This is a genomic window from Maridesulfovibrio spiralis (SeqCode), from assembly GCF_048571135.1.
GTDB classification, from domain to species: domain Bacteria; phylum Desulfobacterota; class Desulfovibrionia; order Desulfovibrionales; family Desulfovibrionaceae; genus Maridesulfovibrio; species Maridesulfovibrio spiralis.
This window is the reverse complement of record NZ_CP182344.1, coordinates 574,995-595,007: the sequence shown is the minus strand read 5'-3', so window position 1 is coordinate 595,007 and position 20,013 is coordinate 574,995. Positions and strand designations below refer to the sequence as shown.

General features: G+C 48.3%; 16 protein-coding genes. 7 read left to right on the top strand and 9 right to left on the bottom strand.

What is annotated here, in order from left to right; genetic code table 11:
• Positions 1–58 precede the first annotated feature (58 nt).
• The 4 genes from ACNI29_RS02770 to ACNI29_RS02755 form a co-directional block, all read right to left on the bottom strand.
• Complete coding sequence (locus ACNI29_RS02770) at positions 59–1,174, bottom strand: MBL fold metallo-hydrolase (protein WP_419780662.1); 1,116 nt, start codon at positions 1,172–1,174, stop codon at positions 59–61.
• A 73-nt stretch (positions 1,175–1,247) separates the two neighbouring features.
• Positions 1,248–4,376: an efflux RND transporter permease subunit gene (locus tag ACNI29_RS02765; RefSeq protein WP_419780661.1), complete on the bottom strand. Its 3,129-nt coding sequence runs from the start codon at positions 4,374–4,376 to the stop codon at positions 1,248–1,250.
• Entirely contained in the window at positions 4,373–5,413 is a 1,041-nt protein-coding gene (locus ACNI29_RS02760) for an efflux RND transporter periplasmic adaptor subunit (protein WP_419780660.1), read from the bottom strand. The genes ACNI29_RS02765 and ACNI29_RS02760 overlap by 4 nt, the downstream gene beginning before the upstream one ends.
• On the bottom strand, positions 5,403–6,038 hold the full coding sequence (locus ACNI29_RS02755; protein ID WP_419780659.1) for a TetR/AcrR family transcriptional regulator: 636 nt from the start codon (positions 6,036–6,038) through the stop codon (positions 5,403–5,405). The genes ACNI29_RS02760 and ACNI29_RS02755 overlap by 11 nt, the downstream gene beginning before the upstream one ends.
• Positions 6,039–6,359: 321 nt before the next feature.
• Here ACNI29_RS02755 and ACNI29_RS02750 point away from each other — a divergent pair, with 321 nt between their 5' ends.
• The gene (locus ACNI29_RS02750) at positions 6,360–7,514 is read left to right on the top strand and encodes a multidrug effflux MFS transporter (protein ID WP_419780658.1); all 1,155 of its coding nucleotides are present in this window, start codon (positions 6,360–6,362) and stop codon (positions 7,512–7,514) included.
• Positions 7,515–7,597: 83 nt separating this feature from the next.
• Here ACNI29_RS02750 and ACNI29_RS02745 read toward each other — a convergent pair whose 3' ends face one another.
• The gene (locus tag ACNI29_RS02745; protein WP_419780657.1) at positions 7,598–7,897 is read right to left on the bottom strand and encodes a putative quinol monooxygenase; all 300 of its coding nucleotides are present in this window, start codon (positions 7,895–7,897) and stop codon (positions 7,598–7,600) included.
• Between the two features lie 241 nt (positions 7,898–8,138).
• On the opposite strand from ACNI29_RS02745, the gene ACNI29_RS02740 reads away from it, so the two are divergent.
• Both ACNI29_RS02740 and ACNI29_RS02735 read left to right on the top strand, forming a co-directional pair.
• Positions 8,139–9,587, top strand: a complete 1,449-nt coding sequence (locus tag ACNI29_RS02740; protein WP_419780656.1) for a DNA-3-methyladenine glycosylase 2 family protein — start codon at positions 8,139–8,141, stop codon at positions 9,585–9,587.
• Positions 9,584–10,066 (top strand): methylated-DNA--[protein]-cysteine S-methyltransferase, encoded by a 483-nt coding sequence (locus ACNI29_RS02735; RefSeq protein ID WP_419780655.1) that lies wholly within the window; start codon positions 9,584–9,586, stop codon positions 10,064–10,066. The genes ACNI29_RS02740 and ACNI29_RS02735 overlap by 4 nt, the downstream gene beginning before the upstream one ends.
• 12 nt (positions 10,067–10,078) lie before the next feature.
• On the opposite strand, the gene ACNI29_RS02730 is transcribed toward ACNI29_RS02735, so the two are convergent.
• From ACNI29_RS02730 to ACNI29_RS02720, 3 genes are all read right to left on the bottom strand, one after another.
• Positions 10,079–11,170 carry a tetratricopeptide repeat protein gene (locus ACNI29_RS02730; protein WP_419780654.1) on the bottom strand — a complete coding sequence of 364 codons (1,092 nt, stop codon included), beginning with the start codon at positions 11,168–11,170 and terminating at the stop codon, positions 10,079–10,081.
• Between the two features lie 165 nt (positions 11,171–11,335).
• Positions 11,336–11,719, bottom strand: coding sequence for a pancreas/duodenum homeobox protein 1 (locus ACNI29_RS02725; protein WP_419780653.1), 384 nt, complete (start codon positions 11,717–11,719; stop codon positions 11,336–11,338).
• A 120-nt stretch (positions 11,720–11,839) separates the two neighbouring features.
• Positions 11,840–14,299: a response regulator gene (locus ACNI29_RS02720; RefSeq protein WP_419780652.1), complete on the bottom strand. Its 2,460-nt coding sequence runs from the start codon at positions 14,297–14,299 to the stop codon at positions 11,840–11,842.
• Between the two features lie 217 nt (positions 14,300–14,516).
• On the opposite strand from ACNI29_RS02720, the gene ACNI29_RS02715 reads away from it, so the two are divergent.
• The 4 genes from ACNI29_RS02715 to ACNI29_RS02700 all read left to right on the top strand — a co-directional run bounded on the left by ACNI29_RS02715 (position 14,517) and on the right by ACNI29_RS02700 (position 18,896).
• Positions 14,517–15,473, top strand: coding sequence for a YbgA family protein (locus tag ACNI29_RS02715; protein WP_419780651.1), 957 nt, complete (start codon positions 14,517–14,519; stop codon positions 15,471–15,473).
• Positions 15,466–17,019, top strand: coding sequence for an SDR family oxidoreductase (locus ACNI29_RS02710; protein ID WP_419780650.1), 1,554 nt, complete (start codon positions 15,466–15,468; stop codon positions 17,017–17,019). The genes ACNI29_RS02715 and ACNI29_RS02710 overlap by 8 nt, the downstream gene beginning before the upstream one ends.
• Complete coding sequence (locus tag ACNI29_RS02705; protein WP_419780649.1) at positions 17,012–18,367, top strand: deoxyribodipyrimidine photo-lyase; 1,356 nt, start codon at positions 17,012–17,014, stop codon at positions 18,365–18,367. Before ACNI29_RS02710 ends, ACNI29_RS02705 begins: the two co-directional genes overlap by 8 nt.
• A gap of 166 nt (positions 18,368–18,533) precedes the next feature.
• Positions 18,534–18,896 (top strand): hypothetical protein, encoded by a 363-nt coding sequence (locus ACNI29_RS02700; protein WP_419780648.1) that lies wholly within the window; start codon positions 18,534–18,536, stop codon positions 18,894–18,896.
• A gap of 59 nt (positions 18,897–18,955) precedes the next feature.
• Here the strand turns inward: ACNI29_RS02700 and ACNI29_RS02695 are convergent, their stop codons facing one another.
• Positions 18,956–19,981, bottom strand: a complete 1,026-nt coding sequence (locus tag ACNI29_RS02695; RefSeq protein WP_419780647.1) for a substrate-binding domain-containing protein — start codon at positions 19,979–19,981, stop codon at positions 18,956–18,958.
• Between the last annotated feature and the right edge of the window lie 32 nt (positions 19,982–20,013).

Here is a 20,013-nt window from a genome sequence, read left to right as displayed (position 1 = left end):
CCCTTTTGGGCGTTAGCAAAAGGGTTTCTCCCCTTCCCCAGCCGCCGGAGGCATAAAATTAATTAGCAACAGCTAATTTCTGATTCTCGGCAGGTTCCCACCATGTGGTGTGGTGGCTTGTGCCGGGGATACAGAACTCGCCCATCTGCGGGGTCAGCAGATTAATCCCTTGTTCTGCTGCCAGAGCGGAGACTCTGCGGATGGGCTCATCCCATTTATGAAAGGCGAGATCGTATGCTCCCCAGTGAACGGGCAGCATGTATTTCCCACGCAGTTCGATATGCGCCTGAACTGATTCTTCGGGCAGCATGTGAACGTTATGCCATGATTTATCGTAAGCCCCGGACTCGACCATGGTCAGGTCGAACGGGCCGTATTTTTCTCCGATTTTTTTGAAGCGGTCATCGTAACCGCCGTCTCCGGTATAGTAGGCACGGTGACGCTCGCCTTTGAAGATATAGGAAGCCCAGAGGGTCTTGTTTCTGTCGCCAAGCCCACGACCCGAGAAATGCTGCGTGGGCGCGGAGATGATCTCTACATCTTTGATGATTATCGATTCATCCCAGTTGAGTTCGACGATCTGCTCCGGTTTGCAGCCCCATTTACGCAGGTGTGATCCGACACCGAGCGGCACAATGAACAGCTTCACCCTTGGTGCAAGGAACTTGATGGTGGACATTTCCAGATGGTCGTAATGGTCGTGGGAGATTACTACCGCGTCCAGTTCGGGAAGCTCTTCGCGTTCAATGGGCGAAGGCTGGAAACGGTTGACCGTGAACGGTACAGGTGAAGCATTGCCGAAAACGGGATCGATGAGCAGCCGTATTCCGTCGATGTCGAGGACCATGGACGAATGACCCAGCCATGCCACCTGCAATTCTGCGGGAGTTGCGGGGAAGGAATTTCCGGTGAGTAGCTGGAAGGGAAAAGTTTCCTTGGGCTTGCGGCTGAGGTCAAAGAAGAAGTTCAGCGTCTTGGCAAAGGTGAAGTCTTCGACAGTCATTTTTACCGGATGCGCGTTGGTGAAGGTTCCGTTCCGGAAATTGGCTGATTTTTCAAACATGGTGCTTTCCTCAATGGAAGGGGCGCGCCCCATTTTGGAGCAGGCCGGGATTCCTATGAGAATCCCGGCCGCTGCCAGCAGTGCGAATGTATAAAGTATTGCTTTTTTCATTTCTTAGTTCTGTCCTTGAAATCCATAACAATGAATCTAACGGACAAAGTGTGATTACTCCTCATACTTTTGTCTAATTCGTGGCCTGTGCGGCAAGTTTTGCGGCCTTGCGTTTTGCGGACCGTTCTTTCCAGCTTTCCTGCAGGGAGCAGAGCGTGGGTACGACGACCAGCGTAAGCACGGTGGCGATGGCCAGACCGAAGATAACAGCAACAGCCATCGGTCCCCACCACTGTGAGGTTTCACTACCCATGTCGAGTCGCATGTTGATGAAGTCGAAGCTGATTCCGGTTGCCATGGGAATGAGGCCGAGTACGGTGGTGATTGCGGTCAGCAGTACCGGACGGAAGCGGGTCAAACCGGCTTCTATGAGTGCTTCGCGGGCTGTGCGTCCCTGTTCTTTGAGTTGCTCGAAGTAGTCGATTAGTACGATGGCGTTGTTGACAACGACCCCGGCGAGACTGAGCACCCCGACCCCGGTCATGATGACCCCGAATGCAGTCCCGGTAATCAGCAGGCCGACCATTACCCCGCCGAGGGAGAGTATTACCGCAGTCAGGATGATGAACGGTGTGGCAATGGAGTTGAACTGGGTGACCAGCACTATGAAGATCAGGAATAGTGCTCCGGCAAATGCTTTTTCAAGAAATGCGGAGGCCTTGGCCTGTTCTTCCTGTTCCCCGGTGAATTTGTATGAGTAACCGCGCGGCAGCTTGATTGAAGATACCGCAGTATTGATATCGGCGATGACTTCTTCTGCCAGACGCCCGGACACATCTGCGGAGATGGTAACCACCCGTTTCTGGTCGATACGGTTGATGCCGCCTAAGCCCCCGCCCATGGTCACATCAGCAAGGCTTGTGATGGGGATCGGCTCTCCTTTGGGACCGGATACGGTGATTCGGCGGATGTCTTCGAGGGAATCGCGGTTATGCTTGGGCAGACGGGCAACGATGTCATATTCGTCCTTGCCTTCACGGTAGACCCCGACTTTGAAACCATTGATGGCGGTTTTTACTGCTTGCGCGATGGTGAATGCATCGAGGCCCATAATCGCGGCTTTTTCCTTGTCCACATCCACGCGGATTTCGGGCTTGGCGGATATGAAGTTGTCTTTAAGGTCTACAAGTCCGGGGATGTTCTTGATGGTGCGCTTGAATGAAGCCGTGATTGCTCCCAGCTTGCGCAGGTCTTTGCCGTATATTTCCATATTGATGGCACTGCCTGTGGGCGGACCCATCTTTTCCGGTTCGGCACGTACTTCCGCTCCCCGGATGGAGTTCTGCAAGCGGTCGCGGATCTCGTTTGTTATTTCTGATGAGGGTCTGCTGCGGTCCTGAATATCCAGGTAATCAAGCTTCACGAGACTGTAGTTGGTCCCGATTTCATCGGATTGCCCGGATTCCCCGGTGTTTGCGATTATGTATTCAATGTCCGGGTATTCGGAGGCGATCTTTTCGACCACTTTCACAAACTGGTCCGAAGCTTCAAGGTTGGTTCCTACCGGAGCCTTGATCTTTACGTCAGAACGTTTGGGTTCGGTTTTGGGCAGGAATTCCACCCCGCGCCCGAACATCCCGAAGCTGACCGTGGATGCTATTAGGAAGCCGAAAGAGAAGAGCACTACCAGCAGCCTGTGGTCCAGCGACCATTCGAGAATGGGGCGGTAGATGTTCTTGAGTGTTTCCATCATGCGGTCGATGAAACCGGGCTTGGCGTTTTTACCCAGCTTGGGCACATCCTGAAATTTTGCCGAGAGCACGGGGTTGATGACCAGTGCCACAAAGAGAGACGCAATGAGGGCGATGATAACGGTGATGGGCAGGTAGCTCATGAATTCACCCATGATTCCGGGCCAGAAAATCATTGGGAAGAATGCTCCGACGGTGGTCAGGGTAGAGGCGATTACAGGCCATGCAACTTCGTCGGTGGCATCCATTGCCGCCTGATAGCGGGATTTACCCATGCCCATATGGCGGTAGATGTTTTCAACTACAACAATACCGTTATCCACCAGCATGCCGAGGCTAAGGATCAGCGAGAAGAGGATAACCATGTTCAGGGTGTAGGAGAATATCTCCAGCACGGTAAAGGTAATCATCATGGACAGCGGAATTGCCAGCGAGACGAACAGGGCGGAGCGTCCGCCGATGAAAGCGAATACTACGATGAGTACCAGTAGCAGTCCGCTGATGATGTTGTTCTGCAGATCGGCAACCATTTGGCGTATTTCGTCGGATTTGTCCGCAGTCAGGTTGATTTTCAGGGTCGGCGGCAAGACCTGCTGTTCTTCCCTGATAATCTGCTTGGTTGTATCGATGATACGAATGATGTTTTCCCCGGCCCTCTTTTTGACTTCAATGGTCACACTCTGGATTCCGTTGAAGCGGCTTTTGGAGGTCGGGTCTTTGTAGTGGTCACGGATGGTGGCGATGTCGCGCAGGTAGATGGGACGGCCATCCTTTTCGTAAACTACGATTTTATCAATTTCGTCCGGGTGCTTGAAATCTTCCGGTACACGCACGAGGTATTTGGATGTGCCGATTTCAACCGATCCGCCGGGGGTGTTGACGTTGGCGTTTTTCAGCGCATTGAGCAGGCTGGAAATGGGGATATTGTAAAAGGTCACGCGGTCCATATCGAACTCCACGTGAATCTCACGTTCCAGTCCACCGATGATCTTGGCATCGAGCACACCCTGTACCGATTCAATGCGGTCTTCAAGCTGTTCGGCGAAGACCTTCAGCCGTTTCAAGGAAAACGGCCCGGAGAGGACTACGTTCAGGATAGGTTGTTCCGAAAGGTTGACCTCGTTGATTACCGGTTCATCGGGCAGGTCTCCCGGCAGGTCCGGCTTGGCCTGATCCACCTTGTCGCGGACTTTTTGCAGGGCATCGTCAATATCCACATCGGGGTTGAATTCGACCTTGATGATGGATACACCGTCATCGGAAATGGATGAAATCTCCTTGGTTCCTGAAAGTCCTTTGAGCTTACGCTCGATGGGCATGGTGATAAGAGTTTCCATGTCCTCCGGGGCCACCCCTTCAAAGTTTGTCTGCACAAAGATGTAGGGGATGGTGATGTCCGGGTCGCTTTCACGGGGAAGTGAGGCATAGCTCGAAATCCCGGCAATAATGATGAAGACAAGCAGAACCATTACGGTGGACTGCCTGTTCAGTGCTGCCTTGTTTATAATCACTTGGTCACCACCTTCATGCCGTCTTCAACCATGGTATGCCCGGCGGTGATAAGCTTTTCTCCGGCTTCAAGCCCTTTGGTGATCTGGGCGCGGTCGCCGTCGATAACTCCCAGTTCAATGGTTCTAACCTGAGCCAGACCGTCTTTTTCCACGTAGATGATCCGTTCTCCGCCTTGATTGATAATGGCGGAAAGAGGGGTGGTTAGCGCATTTTTAACTGTGCGGCGCAGCAGGGAAACGCGGGCCAGCATCCCGGCGCGGATTTCGCCGTCTTTATTATCAGTGAGTACCTTTACCTCAAAAGTCTTGGAGAAACGGTCTGCTTTGTAGGATACGAAATCAATTACCCCTTCCCATATTTTACCGGGCAGGGCGTCAACGGAAACAGCTACCTGCTGGCCTTTTTTTATGTAGGAAATATCCATTTCCGGCACGTTGATGTAAGTTTTGATGGTGGAAGAATCCACGATATCAACGACATTGGAACCTACTTCAAGGCGTTCGCCACGGTCGATGTAACGCTTGTTGATAACACCGGCGATGGGTGCGCGCACGATGCCGTATTCCACGTTGACCTGCATTTCTTTGAGCGAAGCTTCGCTCTGATCCAGTTCGGCTTTGATCTGGTCGTATTCTTCCTGCGCAAGCACGCCTTTGTTGAGCAGTTCTTTGCGGCGGCGCAGCTGTTCGGCGGCGAGTCTTTTGGCGGCCTTGGCGCGGTCGAATTTCGCTCCGCTGGATGCTCCGTCCAAGCGGGCGATGAGCTGCCCTTTGCGGACTGTGTCACCTTCTTTCACGCCCAGCCAGACTACAGTCCCGGCGGATTCAGAAGATACGCAGACGTCTTTGTCCGGTGCTGTTTCTCCGGGCAGGGTGAGCATATCCTGAATGGTCACCGGAGTGACTTCAACCACGCTTACGCGTACTGCTTTTTCCGGTGCAGCTGCGCTGGCTTCGGTTTTGGGATCAGAATTGCAGCCGCAAAGGGATAAAATCAGTATTCCCAGTATGAAGGGGACTAAGTGTCTATTCTGCATGGTATTTTTCCTTAATGGCTTTCAGGGAACCAAGTATGAAGGTGGTGTAGAAATCGATCATGAATTCCAGCTGCTCTTCGGAATTGATCTCCCCTTCCGGGTAATGGATGATCATCAGGAAGTGGTGGACAATGACTCCGCTGGCGGCCATGCAGGCCTGTTCCAGAATTTTGGGGTCATTTACCGGTTCGATCAGTTCCTTGATCAGAGGGAACAGTACTTTTTCTTCAATCTGCTCATGGCACTTGAAAAGATCCGGGTCGCAATCCTCGGAAACATATTCTTCAAGGAGGAGCCTGATCTGACGTTTCTTCAATCGCTCGGGATCATCATAGGTACATAGCGGAAGAAGCTCATTGCGTACGTAGAGCCTGAGTTTTTGTTCGGGTGGCAGTGCCAGAACGGATTCATCCAACATGGTGTAGTGCTTCATGGATTGGTCCATCCAGAGTTGCAGGACTTTATAGTAAAGTTTGCGCTTATCACCGAAGTGGTAGTTTATAGCCGCCACATTGGCATCAGCTTCAGCGCAGATGTCACGCACGGTGGTGGATTTAAAACCTTTTTCGCAGAAGACCCGGCTGGCGGCTTCCAATATCCTGTGTTTGGTAGTTTGATCGCTCATGTATTTCCTCAATAACTATTAAAACGCTGTTTTAAGCCTTGTATGGTTCGTTTATAAAAGAGTCAAGCAGTATTTCAAACGATGTTTTAATTTGTGCTTATTAAATAGCGTATGTCTATTTATTTAAGGTTTTTATGTTGTTTGTATATAAATATTAAGAAATGTTTATGACTGTTGATTAACAGTTGACCTGCTGTGCGAGCGGGCCTATTATCAGATATTCACATCTCCGGTTCTGACCAGCCAGCATTTTCCCTATTTAAAATTTCCGCTTTTTATCTGAATCGATAATTCATTATTTAATTTAACAACTCTACCGTTATGCCAAATTTTCTTTTCATCACTATGTTGGCGGCTTTTCCCGCCTTGTCTACGGATATGTATCTCCCGGCCCTCCCGACGATTCAGGAGCAGTGGGGTATTTCCCTTGCTGAAGTTAATCTTTCGCTGGTGCTGTTTTTTATTTTGTTCAGCTTTTCCATGTTAGTTTACGGCCCGCTATCTGATAAATATGGTCGCAGGCCCGTGCTTATCGGTGGAGTTGGGATTTATGTGCTGGGTAGTCTGCTTTGTGCACTGGCCACCAATATCTGGTTTCTGGTCGCGGCGCGTATTGTACAGGCTTGTGGTGCGGCCTCTGCCTCTGCCTTGTCTATGGCACTGGCCAAGGATCTTTATCAGGGTGTGGAGCGTCAGAAGGTACTGGCCTACATCGGGGTTATCATTCCGCTGTGCCCAATGGTTGCGCCGATGCTGGGCAGTATGATGCTGGAGTTTTTGTCGTGGAAATGGATCTTCGGCTGTCAGGCTGTACTGGCTTCCCTTGCTTTTTACGGAACCCTTGTCTTCAAGGAACCGGAATTTAAAAAGACCGAGGGGGGGATTCTGGATATGATGTCCCGTTATCTGGTGGTGCTTAAGAACATTGAATTCAGCACCTACTGTTTTGCCTTTTCGGTTATAGGTATCGGATTTTTCGGCTTTCTGGCCGGGTCGGCAGATATTTATATTCGTGGGTTCGGACTGACAGAGCAGCAGTACGCGTTGTTTTTCGGTTTCAATGCCATCGGTTTTATGACCGGATCATTTACCTGTTCGCGGCTTTGCGTGGGGTATTCTTCCATGTCTATCCTGAAATTATCGTTGCTTGGGGTGGTGCTCTCCAGCATAGGCATTTTGTTGCTAGGCGGTTCGGAATACGCATTTGCAGCCCCCATGTTCCTGATGACCTTTTCCATCGGGGTCAGCAGACCGATCAGCAACCATATGATCCTTGAGACCGTGGACCGTGATATCGGCGCGGCCTCGGCACTGCTCACTTTCGCCTATTTTATACTTGGTGCGGTAGCAATGGAGCTGATTTCCTTCGACTGGTCGTCAAAAATAAGTGTGATCGGGCAGATGGGTATTCTTGGCGGGGTAGTTCCGTTGCTTTCCCTGTTCTGGGTTGCACGGCGTGGGAAAACTGCTGAATAGGAAGTAATCAAAATTCATAGGATAAAAAAACTCGCGCATGATCACATGCGCGAGTTTTTGTTTTTTAATGTCTGTTGCCGGATTTATTCAGGTATGGAATCAATCAGTTCCAGCATCTCCAGATCGCCATCACCTTCTGTGAGTTCTCCGATCTTTGCGCCGAGTACCTTGAAATGTTCGGAATTACAATGAGCGTCGAACGCTTCCTGATCTTTGAACTTTTCAATGAAACGAAACGCTCCGGGAGCATTAGCGACCCGGTGCAATCTGTACTCAATAGAACCTTCTTCGGTTGCTGTCCCCTTGACCAGTTGACGCAATATTGTTTCGAGTTCCTGCTCTTTGCCTGCAGCCGCCTGTACTTTTGCTGTTACAACTATCATGTTTTCTCCAATGTAAATTGTTAAGTCATGGACTGGCTGCTTATAGCTTGTTTCAAGTTGTGGCACATCAATAATTTAGCTGAAATAGATGTCATTACCGAAAATCGCTTGCCCAAATTGCAACAAAGACTACTTTGTCTTTACTACAACTCACAACTAGGGATTCCAGAGGGAAATATCCCCTTGGGCCGCCAGAGGCGAAATCAAATTATTATTAAGGCGAAGCCTAACATAGCTAATTATGACTAACCAAGAATACTGCAGGGCACGTATCGCTAGAGACAGGAACTTTGATGGAAAGTTCTTTTTTGCGGTAAAAACCACCGGGATTTTCTGCCGTCCATCCTGTCCTTCACCTCGGGCCAAGGAAGAAAATGTATTATATTTTAATTCCATTTTTAAAGCTCTCGAAGCCGGGTTCCGTCCCTGTCTGCGCTGTCGCCCGGATATTAATATAGAATATGGAGCTGGATATCCGTCTTCGCATGCACAAGTGAATGAAGCCTTGCGCATGATTTATGACGGTTACCTTAACTATCATTCCCTGAATGATCTGGCCGCCGAGCTTGGGATTACCGACCGTCATTTGCGGCAGCTGTTTGTGGAGAGGCTGGGTGTCCCGCCTATCAAGATAGCCCGTTACCATAAAGCCATGTTTGCCCGGAAGATGCTGCTGATGTCCAATAGCAGCATTACAGATATCGCTGCAGCCTCCGGGTTCGGGTCCCTTCGCCAGTTCAATGATGTTTTCAAGACAATCTTCAGCATGACCCCTACGGAAATGCGTAAGGAACAGGGAATCCCTGCGGCGGAAAATACAACACTTCTGGTGAAATACTGCCAGCCATTTGATTTCAAAGCCATGCTTTCGTTCATGCGGGAGCGGGCCTTGAAAGGTGTGGAACTTATCACTGAAGACAGTTACAGCAGAACCTTCAGGACAGCCGAAGCTCAGGGATATTTTACCGTTACCGATGATCATGCGCGTTCATCTTTGAGGCTGACAATTTATTCAGCAGACATCAAATGTTACATGGAGATATACAACCGGGTTCGGCGCATGTTCGACCTTGATACGGATTTTGAAATTATCCGCGAGCTTTTTCAGAATGATCCTCTGCTGGGCAAAGGTATGGTGAATGGGGATATTCCCAGACTTCCTAAGGCCTTTGAGCCATTTGAATTCATGATCCGCGCAATTCTGGGGCAGCAGGTTTCAGTTAAGGCGGCAACCACCATGGCCGGGCGCATAGCGGAAGCGGGTAGGCTTTGCTGTGGTGATGATTTTCCTGATGGGTTGGATTATTTCTTTCCCGGACCGCAGGAATTTGCGGATATTGATCTTAGCGGCATCGGATTGACCCGCACGCGACATGAAACAGTGCTTACAGCTGTAAGAGCAGTTAATGATGGCAGGGTGACGCTCTCGGGCAATCAGTCGTTGGAGGACTTTCATGGCAATTTTTCAGCTTTGAAGGGTATTGGTGATTGGACTGTGAATTATGTTGCCATGCGCGGTTTGGGGCTGCCGGACAGTTTCCCTGCAGGAGACCTTGGTGTAATCAAAGCCCTTACGCTGGAAGGTGTGAAGCCTTCCACTGCAGAGGTGATCAAGGTCGCTGAAAAGTGGCGGCCATATCGTAGCTACGCCACCCTTTGTCTTTGGAATTCTCTCGGAGGAAAATCATGACCACATTTTATACACGATTTATGACCCCGCTTTGCGAGATAATTCTGGCCGGAAGCGAAGACGGTTTGTCGCATCTGCATATGCAGACCGGGGAGGGCCACCGGGTCTTTGAAATTGCTACGGAATGGGTGCGTGATGACGAGTTCTTTAAGGTCGAAAGGGCGCAGATTAAGGATTACGCGGCAGGTAAGCGTAAGGATTTCGATGTGAAATTGAATCCGCAGGGAACGGATTTTCAAAAGCAGGTCTGGGCTGAGTTACGAAATATTCCCTGTGGTGAAACCCGTTCGTACAAGGAAGTGGCAGAGGCTTTGGGTAATGCAAAAGCAAGCCGCGCGGTGGGCGCAGCCAATGGTAAAAATCCTATCCCGCTCATTATCCCCTGCCACCGGGTTATTGCGGCAGATGGAAGTCTAGCGGGGTTTGCACACGGTACTAGAATCAAGAAAAAATTACTGGAGCTGGAACAGAACGTTTAACAGGGCGAGGCTCTATTCCTCAAGCTCGTCGTCAATTTCTACTTTCGGGGAATCCTTTTTTACCGGAGCGGTCTTATTCTGTCCTTTCTCAAGCAACTTTACAATCTGGCCGTGAAGGGCTCGGGACGGCTCAAGGCTGTTGTCTAAACGTAAGCTGAGTTCGGTGTAGTTCAGAGCACTTTCGTAGTCCTTGGCATAGGTATATGCGCGGGCCATGTTGTAATAGAGGTTGGCATCATTAGGCGTGAATGTGCAAGCCTGATGGTAGGCTTTGATGGCACCCTGATAGTCTCCGTCCTTGCGCAGCTTAACGCCGAGACGGTTGAAGGGGTTAACAGCATCTGGCTCGTTCTGGAGAATTTCAATGAACAGTTCTTTAACATTATCAAGGCTGTCCTGAACCGCGTAGATGTCCGCGGCCTTGGTCAGGTAGTCCTGATAGCTGTTTATATCACCTTTGCCTTTGTATGCATCGGCCATGCCCTTGTATGCCTCGGCATACATTTCATTTAGTGCAATTGCCTTGTTGAAGGCTATGATGGCCTTGCCGAACTTTTCCTGCGAAAGGAAGGTAAGCCCTTTTTCAAAATATTCTTCTGCGGGGTTCTTTTCAACCTCGTTAACTTCTTCGAGAATCTCATTGAAGCTGTCGATAGCTTCATCAAAGCTGCCGTTGGCTACCAGATCCCATGAAGAGTTTAGCAGTTCCTGCTCGATCTCATCCGGGGTGGCACTCATGTATGCAGCGAAAAGGTGGCGTTTAAGGGTGTCCATGCTGTACGGACGCAACACATATCCACCGACACCGGCTGCAATGGAGTTCAGCACGGACTCTTTGCGTTTGTCAGGAGTAACCATGATAACCGGAAGGGCACGGGTTGCATGGCGGCGCAGTTGCCTAACGCAGTCGGCACCGGATGCATCGTGAATGGATTCATCAACCAGAGCTAGATCGATTTCTCCATTTTCCAATGCACTTACTGCTTTGTCCCAGGTTGAATAAACGTATATGTCGGATGCACCCAGACCTACCAGCGTAAGCCTGTCATTGGATATGTGCTTAGAGTTATTTGAAAAAATACCGTATCGAAGTTCTTCAAGCATTCCCCCGCCCCTGAAATGGTTAATTTATCGTATGATAATACCTTTTCGTCAGCTCTGATTCAATAGAATTCCAACTTTGACGAGTTATTAAATATTAAAATTGTATAAGACCCGTTTTTCCCGATCAGGAGAAAACGGGTCTTACCAGTTTATTCCTTATCAATACTAGCTCAGGCTGATCGCAAGAGGAATTACATGCAATTCTCTGCTTTTTTCCTGAGTTGAGCCCAGTTGCCAGCTGACATTATCTGTCTTGCCGACAGCTTCGCCAACTTTATCCGCAACACCCTGAATGTTGATGATGGGGTGGCGGGAGAAAACCTGCGGCAGGCCGTAGGTCAGGTTGCAGGCCAGGCAGCAGCCCGGACGCTGGCGGAGCTGCAGTTCGAAATGGACTGTATCTCCACTGTCTCCAGCATATGCCAGTGCGATATCGTAGCTTCCTTCATCTGCATCGCCGAAAAGGGCTTCGAAAAATTGATTTGTACGGTCTTCAGGAAAAAGAGAACTCATCATTTCCTGATTAAAAATATCAGCATATTGAGTCATACGAACTCCGGTCATTCAGAGGTGTTTATTTGAGTAATCCGCCAAGCAATACTAAATGCTTTGAAAACCATTCTCTGTCAACTCTCATAGAGGTGTAAAAAAGGGCCGGAGAGTTCTGTTTTAATGAATTGATCCTGCTAAAATTTTTTTAAGATCGTTAATTTCAAATGGTTTGCATAAATAACCGTTAACCCCTGCTTCAAGGGCAGCATATCGGCTTTCTTTATTGGCGTGTGCAGAAAGGGCGATGATCGGAATGTCCCTGTTGTTGATGAAGTCCTTGGAAGTTCGGATTCTGCGGGTTGCTTCCAGACCGTCCATCCCCGGCATCTGGATATCCATCAAAATCGCATCAAAATTATTCTCGTGCAGTTTTTCGAGACATTCAGTTCCATTCTCCGCACAGATGACATCATGGCCCATTCTTTCGAGAAGTTTGCTGGCCATCAGTCTGTTAACCGGTTCGTCTTCCACCAGCATAATCATCAGTTTTTGGGGCAAAGATTCAATACAGATCTGTTCTTCTTTTTCAAATACAGCTTCCCCTGTAGGCTTAAGGAACAGTTCGAAGTTTATAGCTGTGCCTTCGCCCAGAGTGCTTTTGAGGCTGATGGAACCATCCATGAGATCCACAAGTCGTTTGACTATGGATAATCCGAGTCCGGCTCCTTTGTATTTCCGTGAAAGCGAACCGTCCACCTGTGTGAAAGAATCGAAGATTGATTTCTGATACTTATCAGGTATCCCTACTCCTGTATCTGTAACCGTAAAAAGCAGGTGGGCTTTATCTACTGTGGAGTCAGAACCGGATCTTATTTTTATGGTGACCGACCCTTCGTCCGTAAATTTAACAGCATTGCCGACCAGATTGAAAAGAATCTGTCGAATCCGTCCTTCATCCCCCAGATATGTATCCTTAATTATATCTACAACACAAAAATTCAGGTTAATGTTTTTTTCTTTTGCCTGAATTTTGAAAAGTTCAACGCTGTCTTTCAGTATTTGTTTGAGTGAAAACTTTTCTTCAAGCAGGTCGAGAGTGCCTACAGCCACCTTCGAAATATCCAGGATGTCATCAAGCACACGCAGAAGGTTGCGTGAAGATTGCAAAGCCACATTAATGCATTCCCGGTGTTCATCTTTCAGGTCATCGGTATTCATGACCTGTAGCATGCCCATCACTCCGTTAAGGGGAGTACGTATCTCATGGCTGATATTGGCTAGAAATTCATCTTTAGTCTTATTGGCTTGAATTGCGGCTTCCTTAGCTTCAGACAACTCTTTTTCATACTTAAGCCGCTGGGTGATATCGTGGACGATTGAAATCAGCCGGGTTTTTCCTTTGAAATTAAAAGGTCCGGAATAAACTTCAACATCTCTGATATCTCCATTCGCTAGACGGTGCTGAAAGATGAAGTTGGCGAGCTTGTGCCTTTTCGCTTCTTTGATCTGTTCGATCACTTTGTCTTTCGATAACTGGTTTAGATCAAATACAGTTTTTGATTTCAAATCTTCACGGCTGAAACCATAGAAGTTTACAGCGGCATTTGTTGCATCTTCAATCCGGCCGCTGGCGGGGTCGATGATGAACATAACCGAGTGGTTGTCTTCGAAAAATGCCCGGTACAGCTCCTCACTTTCACGGATGGCCGTATCGAATTGTTTCCGCTCAATGGCATGGGCAATCTGGTCAGAGCAGGCTGCAAACAGTTCCAAGTCATGATCGGAAAATGCGTCGGCATTATGATAATCTTGAATAACAAGCACTCCAATCGGGATACCGCGCAGCAGCATGGGGATGCCTATCCATATTTCTGGGACTGGGCCGGAAATTTCTATGCTTCCATTCATCGCGGATTCCTTTATCTCGTGACGGGCCATGCGGACGTATTTATTTCTTTTAATGGGCAGCAGATTAATATTTTTGTTATCAGGATTGTATATGTCGTGAACTTCTTGGCAGGTGCTGCTGTATTCGTCGGCCTGACAGGTGAAATTAAGTCTTTTATGCTGCGGGTCAATCAGGGCGATATTGAAACTTTCAGCCTTTAGTTCTTTGCGCATGAGGTTGTGTATTGATTCCAATAATTCTTCAAGTGTGTCAGCGAAATTGGATTGGCTCATGATCTGGAGGAATACCGACTGTTGATGTCGGCTGCGTTTCAGTTCCAGTTCATTACTGATCATGTCCGTAATATCTTCCGCATAGATGGCTATCCGGCTGACTTTATCTTCATCGAAAATCGGGTAGTAGGATTGAAGAATTGTTCTGCCGTTGCGTATGTCCTGAAATTTAAGATGTTGCCCGGTTTCTGCTACTTTACGTAATTGCTCGCGGCGGGATTTGCCCAGTTCCGGAGAGAGGTAGTTAAATATGTCTTTACCGATCAGGTCTTGAGGGGGTGTCCCTATTATGTCTGCTACTGTACTGTTTACATGTATGACTTTGCCATCCGCCTTCAATAGAAGAATAGACTGAGTGTTGGCATCAAGGAGTGCTCTGATATTCTTTTCGGCATCCATGGCCTGCTTACGGATTTTTTTAAGTTCCGATTGCGATTTATTCAGTGATTCTTCCATAAAAATAGTGCTTGTTAAGATTATTTAGAACTTTAATAGTATGCCAAAAAAATAAATTTTTCCATCTTAGAATTGAAAAAAGAATGAAAATAAAAAGTATGGGAAAGTTGTATTTTACGGTAAATTTATCATTACAAAGAGTCTTAATATCGGCTCTGGTTTTAAATGTGCAGTTAATGTATTATTCATGTAACTAAGCGTATGAAGGAGACCATTTATGCTTGACAGTGAAAAAGTGCGGCTGGGAATTGCCAAGTGTCTTCTGGGGGAAAAAGTCCGGTACGACGGAAGCCACAAATTAGACCGTTACCTGAGGGATGTGCTTGGACCTTATGTTGAGTGGGTTCCGGTTTGTCCTGAAATGGAATGCGGCATGGGTGTCCCGCGAGAAGCTGTGCGGCTGGTGGGCGATGTGGATAATCCGCGTCTGATAGGCCGTAATTCCGGCGATGACTGGACCGCTCGCATGCAGGAGTGGGGACGTAAAAAGCTCGAGTTGCTGGAAAAGAAAAACCTTTGCGGATATATTTTCAAGCATGGCTCTCCGTCCAATGCAATGGGGCGCATGAAGGTCTACAATGATGACGGGCGAATCTTTTATTCCGGGACCGGAATATGGGCACGGATGGTGATGGATCATTTTCCCGGTCTTCCCTGCGAGGATGACGGTAGACTGCATGACAACGGAATCCGCGAAAATTTCATCAACCGTATTTTCACCTTCAAACGTTGGCGAGACACAATGGCGGACGGCTTTACCCCGGCAAAGATGGTTGATTTCCATACCCGTCATAAAATGCTGGTTATGGCTCACAATGAGTCCCTTTACCGCAAGATGGGAAAGCTGGTGGCGACAGCAGGAATTGCTGATCATGATGAGCTGAAGAGCGAATATGCGGCCCTGCTTTTCAAGGCCTTGGATTACAGGCCTACCGTTAAGAAACACGTGAATGTGCTGACCCATACTCTGGGCCATTTCAAGAAAGATATTACTGCTGATGAAAAGCAGGAAATGTTGAAATTAATTGATCAATATAAAACCGGTCTCATCCCTTTGATCGTTCCCGTAACCATGCTTAACCACTACGTACGCAAGTATGGTAAAGAATATTTACAGCAACAGTTTTATCTTAACCCGTATCCTGCGGAACTTATGCTGAGGAACCATGTCTGATCTTCGAAACGGAGTTATCTGTGTACTTGGGGCGACCGGCTATGTGGGCGGTCGCCTTGTGCCGCAACTGTTGGATAAGGGTTGGAAAGTACGGGCCGTAGGGCGTTCTGCGGCCAAACTATATAACCGTCCCTACAGTTTTCATGAAAATTGTGAGCTGGCCGAAGCTGATCTTTTTGACCCTGAATCTTTGAAGGCCGCTTTGCAGGGATGTTCAGCTGTGTATTATCTTGTGCATTCCATGCAGCCCGGCAGTAACAATTTTGCGGAAAAAGACCGTCTGGCGGCGGAGAATACCGTGCGTGCTGCTGAGGAGGCAGGGGTTAAGCGCATAATTTATCTTGGAGGTATGGTTCCTGATGATCCGCATATCAGCCACCACCTCAAGTCTCGTGCAGAAGTCGGGGATATCCTTTCCGGCTCAGCGGTCTCCTGCACTGTGCTTAGGGCTGCTGTAATTCTAGGGTCAGGAAGCGCTTCATTTGAAATTCTGCGTTATCTTGTAGACCGGCTTCCGATTATGATCACTCCGCGCTGGGTTCGTACCGAAAGTCAGCCGATCAGCATCCGCGATGTTTTATTTTATCTTTGCGGTTGTCTGGATCACCCTGAAACCGAGGGGGAAAGCTATGACATCGGCGGACCGTTCATCGAGACTTATGAGAAGTTGTTCCGCATTTACCAGGAAGAAGCCAGGCTGCGTAAGAGATTGATCTTCCCGGTACCCTTTATCTCACCGAAACTTTCATCTTATTGGTTGGGGCTGGTTTCTCCGGTTCCGGTGTCGTTGGCTGTGCCTTTGGTCATGGGCTTGCGGAACAGAGTGGTCTGCAAGGATTACCGGATTCGTGAAATTATGCCCTGTGAGCTTACAGATTGCCGGACTGCCATACGCCGCGCTCTCAACAAAATTGAACAGGAAGTTGTTGACACTTGTTGGTCCGATGCCGGGACTGTTGATACTCCGGAATGGGCTATCTGCGGTGATGCCGGATATTCAGGCGGTACTGTTTACCATTCCGCATACCGGGTGAAGTTGCAGGGAGATTCTCAACAGCTTTGGGACAAGGTTGTTTCCATTGGCGGTGATGAAGGCTGGTATTGCTGTGATTCATTATGGTCTTTGCGCGGTTGGCTGGATAAGCTGGTTGGCGGAGTGGGCTTAAGGCGCGGGCGCAGGCATCCGGTGGAGCTTAGTGTCGGTGATGCACTTGATTTCTGGCGGGTGCTGGATGTGCAGTCTGGAGAGCGGTTACTGTTGCTGGCCGAAATGAAGCTGCCCGGCGAAGCTTTGCTTGAATTCGACCTTGAAAATACCCTGGCCGGGGATACTGAACTTACCATGACCGCACGGTTCTTGCCGCGGGGGTTGGGCGGTATTCTGTATTGGTGGTCGGTCTATCCGCTGCATTCAGTCGTTTTTAAAGGCATGGCCCGGTCTCTTGCAGAAAAAAGCGGCAGTAAGATAATGGAAGGTCCTGAGTTGCTGGAAGGACCGGCTCCACGGTGCCGTATTCCTTCAAGTCGAGGAGAACAAGTTGATTAGAGTTGATCACCGGAGGGTTTTCCGGCTGGATGGCGCAAAGCAGGGAGACGGACCTGTAATATATTGGATGAGCAGGGAGCAGCGTGTCCGGGATAATTGGGGGTTGCTTCATGCCTGTGAAATTGCCGCAGACAAATATCCGCTTATAGTTGTGTTCTGCCTTGCCCCGACATTTATCGGGGCCACTTTGCGGCAATACGATTTTATGCTCAAAGGATTGGCTGAGGTTGAGCGGGATCTACGGAACTTAGGGTATGAATTTGTGCTGCTCAGCGGCAGTGCCGATGTTAAGCTGCCTGAGTTTGTGCGTGAAATCGGAGCCGGAGCCGTGGTTACTGACTTTGATCCTTTGCGTATCAAACAGTTCTGGCAGAAATCCATCCGGGAGCAATTGGATGTCCCGCTTATCGAAGTCGATGGGCATAATGTGGTTCCGGCCCGTTACGTAACAGATAAGCAGGAATATTCGGCGCGGACCATCAGACCTAAAATCCAGAGGCTGCTGCCTGAATTTCTCGAAGAGTTCCCTGAATTACCTGCTGCAAAAGTTCAACGGGACATTGGAACTGCCATTGATTGGAGTGGGGTTTATGACAAGATAAGTGTTGATGAAAGTGTGGTCCCGGTGGAGCTTATTCCCGGTGAAGCAGCGGCCAAAGCGGCACTCGATTTTTTTGTACGGGAAAAGATGAAGAGGTACGCCGAGAACCGCAATGACCCTAATGCCGATGCTACCTCAATGCTTTCCGCATATTATCATTTTGGACAGCTGGCTCCGCAGCGTGCGGCTCTGAGCACGGTGGCCTGTCCGCCGGGTGAGGGTGTTGATGCCTACATTGAAGAGATGGTCGTTCGCCGGGAGCTGGCAGAGAATTTTTGTTTTTACAACGCCAAGTACGATTCATTGGATGCCGCACCACAATGGGCCCAGACAACCCTTGCAGAGCATTCTGGAGACAGGCGCGACTATATTTATGAATATGATGAATTCGAGCAGGCTAAAACCCATTCCGACCTTTGGAACGCAGCGCAATTACAGATGGTTAAAAGCGGTTACATGCACGGTTATATGCGCATGTACTGGGCTAAAAAGATATTGGAGTGGTCTGTTTCTCCGCAGGAAGCTTTGCATATCATAATAACCCTCAATGACCGTTACCAGTTGGATGGCCGTGATCCCAATGGATATGTGGGTGCGCTTTGGTCTGTGGCCGGGGTGCATGACCGTGGTTGGAAAAAGCGTCCTGTTTACGGTTCTATCCGCTATATGAATGAGCGGGGCTGTCGTCGAAAATTTGATGTTGATGGGTATATTTCGGAGTGGGGGAAAGTTCAGTCGATGTCCTGAATGGATTTCTGCAAACAGAAAAGATTGAAGATTAAATCAGGTAGATCAAAATAGTCAGATATTACTGTTTTTTAACGTGATATATTTTTTTAAAGAAAAATAATGAGCTGGGCCTTATTTAGTGATATACTCCAGTTATTCTTAAATCTATTTTTGGAGGTTTGTTATGGCGAATATGGATTACCCCGGACCTTGTCCCAGTTGTGTCGGTATTGACGGTTGTAGCACTGAAGAAGCGAAACAGCAGGCTGTTAACCATTATTGCAAAGGTCTCGAAATGGAACTGAATTCATGGAAAGCACGTCTGTATGACGTGCTGGCAGATGACAATTCCGAAAATCTCAAAGATCAGATTATACTGCTTAAGTCCACCATGAAAGAACTCGACGTTGTTGTTGAGCAGATGAAGGAAGTTTGTCCCACCAGTCTTGGCGAACAGGAAAAAGTTATTTCCGGCAAGCTTGAAGACCTGCGCGTTCATTACACCAAGGCCATGGAAGTTCTGGCTCCCGGTTGGTTCGGTGGCTGATTAATGTAATTAAGGAACTTAGTGTTTATGGTATAAGGTCGGCTTCATGCCGGCCTTTTTTAATTGAAGCAGATAGCACAGTGTTCTTTTTCGCTTTGTTTAATTTTGCGCAGACATTTCAAATTCATGGAGACTTCAACATTTTTAGGAGTAATAATTGTGACCGGACTGTACATTATTTTGGGGATTTTTTTCCCGTCGAGAAGATCAAGCGCAGCCCGGACGCCAAAGAAACCCATTGCGTATGGTTTTTGAGTGATGAGCGCATTTACTTTTCCCTCTTTGATTCCCTGCAGCAGGTGTTGATTATAGTCAAAGGCTACGAAAGGGATGTCTTTGTCGGGGTGATTATTCAGTACATGCAGAACCCCGTCAGAAGTTGGCTCATTAACTGAAAAAATACCGGCGATGCCGGGTATTGAATCAAGGATTTCACCAACCGTAATTCGTGTTTCCCGTTCACTCCCGCCAGTCATATGCAGGCGGATTATGGAGCGTCCCGGTGAAAGTTCATTAATCCGGTCGATAAATCCCTGTTCCCGCAGATATGAAGCCCCGTTGTCCGGACGGTGTCCGATCAGGAGTAATGGGCCTTTTTTGCTGACGTCTTTGATCAGCAGTTCTGCTCCGGATTGCCCGGATTCGTAATTTCCGGTCGCAATGTATGCATGGGGAGCCTTCGTCGTCACCGGGGAGTCGATGATTACAACCTTGATACCCGTTTCAACCGCTTTTTCTATGTATGGATTGAGGCGCTCTTTATCTGCCGGAGCCAGTATGATGGCATCAACTTTTTTGTCTGTGTAAAATTCTAAAAGATGTTTTTGGGCATCTAATTTTTCCTCAACTCGCGAGCCTCGCCAGATTAGATTAACGTCAGTATTTTGAATTGCAGCATGTGCACCCGTGCAGACAATTTTCCAGTAGTGCAGGATAGTTGCCTTTGGTATGAAAACAACTGTTTTTTGTGCTTGGCTTGCGCAGGGGAAGCACAGTATGTAAATTATAAGCAGTAATGCTATTGCTGGTTTACGGGAAAATTGCTGTGCTGCTCTATTAATATATTTTATTTTAGAGACATACATGGTTACAACGTAGCAGTTTAATTTTTATTTGC

What these genes read in the sequence shown, in the direction of transcription:
- ACNI29_RS02770 (WP_419780662.1), bottom strand. Translation starts at nt 1,174, where the DNA reads ATGAAAAAAGCAATACTTTATACATTCGCACTGCTGGCAGCGGCCGGG.
- ACNI29_RS02760 (WP_419780660.1), bottom strand. Translation starts at nt 5,413, where the DNA reads ATGCAGAATAGACACTTAGTCCCCTTCATACTGGGAATACTGATTTTA.
- ACNI29_RS02755 (WP_419780659.1), bottom strand. Translation starts at nt 6,038, where the DNA reads ATGAGCGATCAAACTACCAAACACAGGATATTGGAAGCCGCCAGCCGG.
- ACNI29_RS02750 (WP_419780658.1), top strand. Translation starts at nt 6,360, where the DNA reads ATGCCAAATTTTCTTTTCATCACTATGTTGGCGGCTTTTCCCGCCTTG.
- ACNI29_RS02745 (WP_419780657.1), bottom strand. Translation starts at nt 7,897, where the DNA reads ATGATAGTTGTAACAGCAAAAGTACAGGCGGCTGCAGGCAAAGAGCAG.
- ACNI29_RS02740 (WP_419780656.1), top strand. Translation starts at nt 8,139, where the DNA reads ATGACTAACCAAGAATACTGCAGGGCACGTATCGCTAGAGACAGGAAC.
- ACNI29_RS02735 (WP_419780655.1), top strand. Translation starts at nt 9,584, where the DNA reads ATGACCACATTTTATACACGATTTATGACCCCGCTTTGCGAGATAATT.
- ACNI29_RS02730 (WP_419780654.1), bottom strand. Translation starts at nt 11,170, where the DNA reads ATGCTTGAAGAACTTCGATACGGTATTTTTTCAAATAACTCTAAGCAC.
- ACNI29_RS02725 (WP_419780653.1), bottom strand. Translation starts at nt 11,719, where the DNA reads ATGACTCAATATGCTGATATTTTTAATCAGGAAATGATGAGTTCTCTT.
- ACNI29_RS02720 (WP_419780652.1), bottom strand. Translation starts at nt 14,299, where the DNA reads ATGGAAGAATCACTGAATAAATCGCAATCGGAACTTAAAAAAATCCGT.
- ACNI29_RS02715 (WP_419780651.1), top strand. Translation starts at nt 14,517, where the DNA reads ATGCTTGACAGTGAAAAAGTGCGGCTGGGAATTGCCAAGTGTCTTCTG.
- ACNI29_RS02710 (WP_419780650.1), top strand. Translation starts at nt 15,466, where the DNA reads ATGTCTGATCTTCGAAACGGAGTTATCTGTGTACTTGGGGCGACCGGC.
- ACNI29_RS02700 (WP_419780648.1), top strand. Translation starts at nt 18,534, where the DNA reads ATGGCGAATATGGATTACCCCGGACCTTGTCCCAGTTGTGTCGGTATT.
- ACNI29_RS02695 (WP_419780647.1), bottom strand. Translation starts at nt 19,981, where the DNA reads ATGTATGTCTCTAAAATAAAATATATTAATAGAGCAGCACAGCAATTT.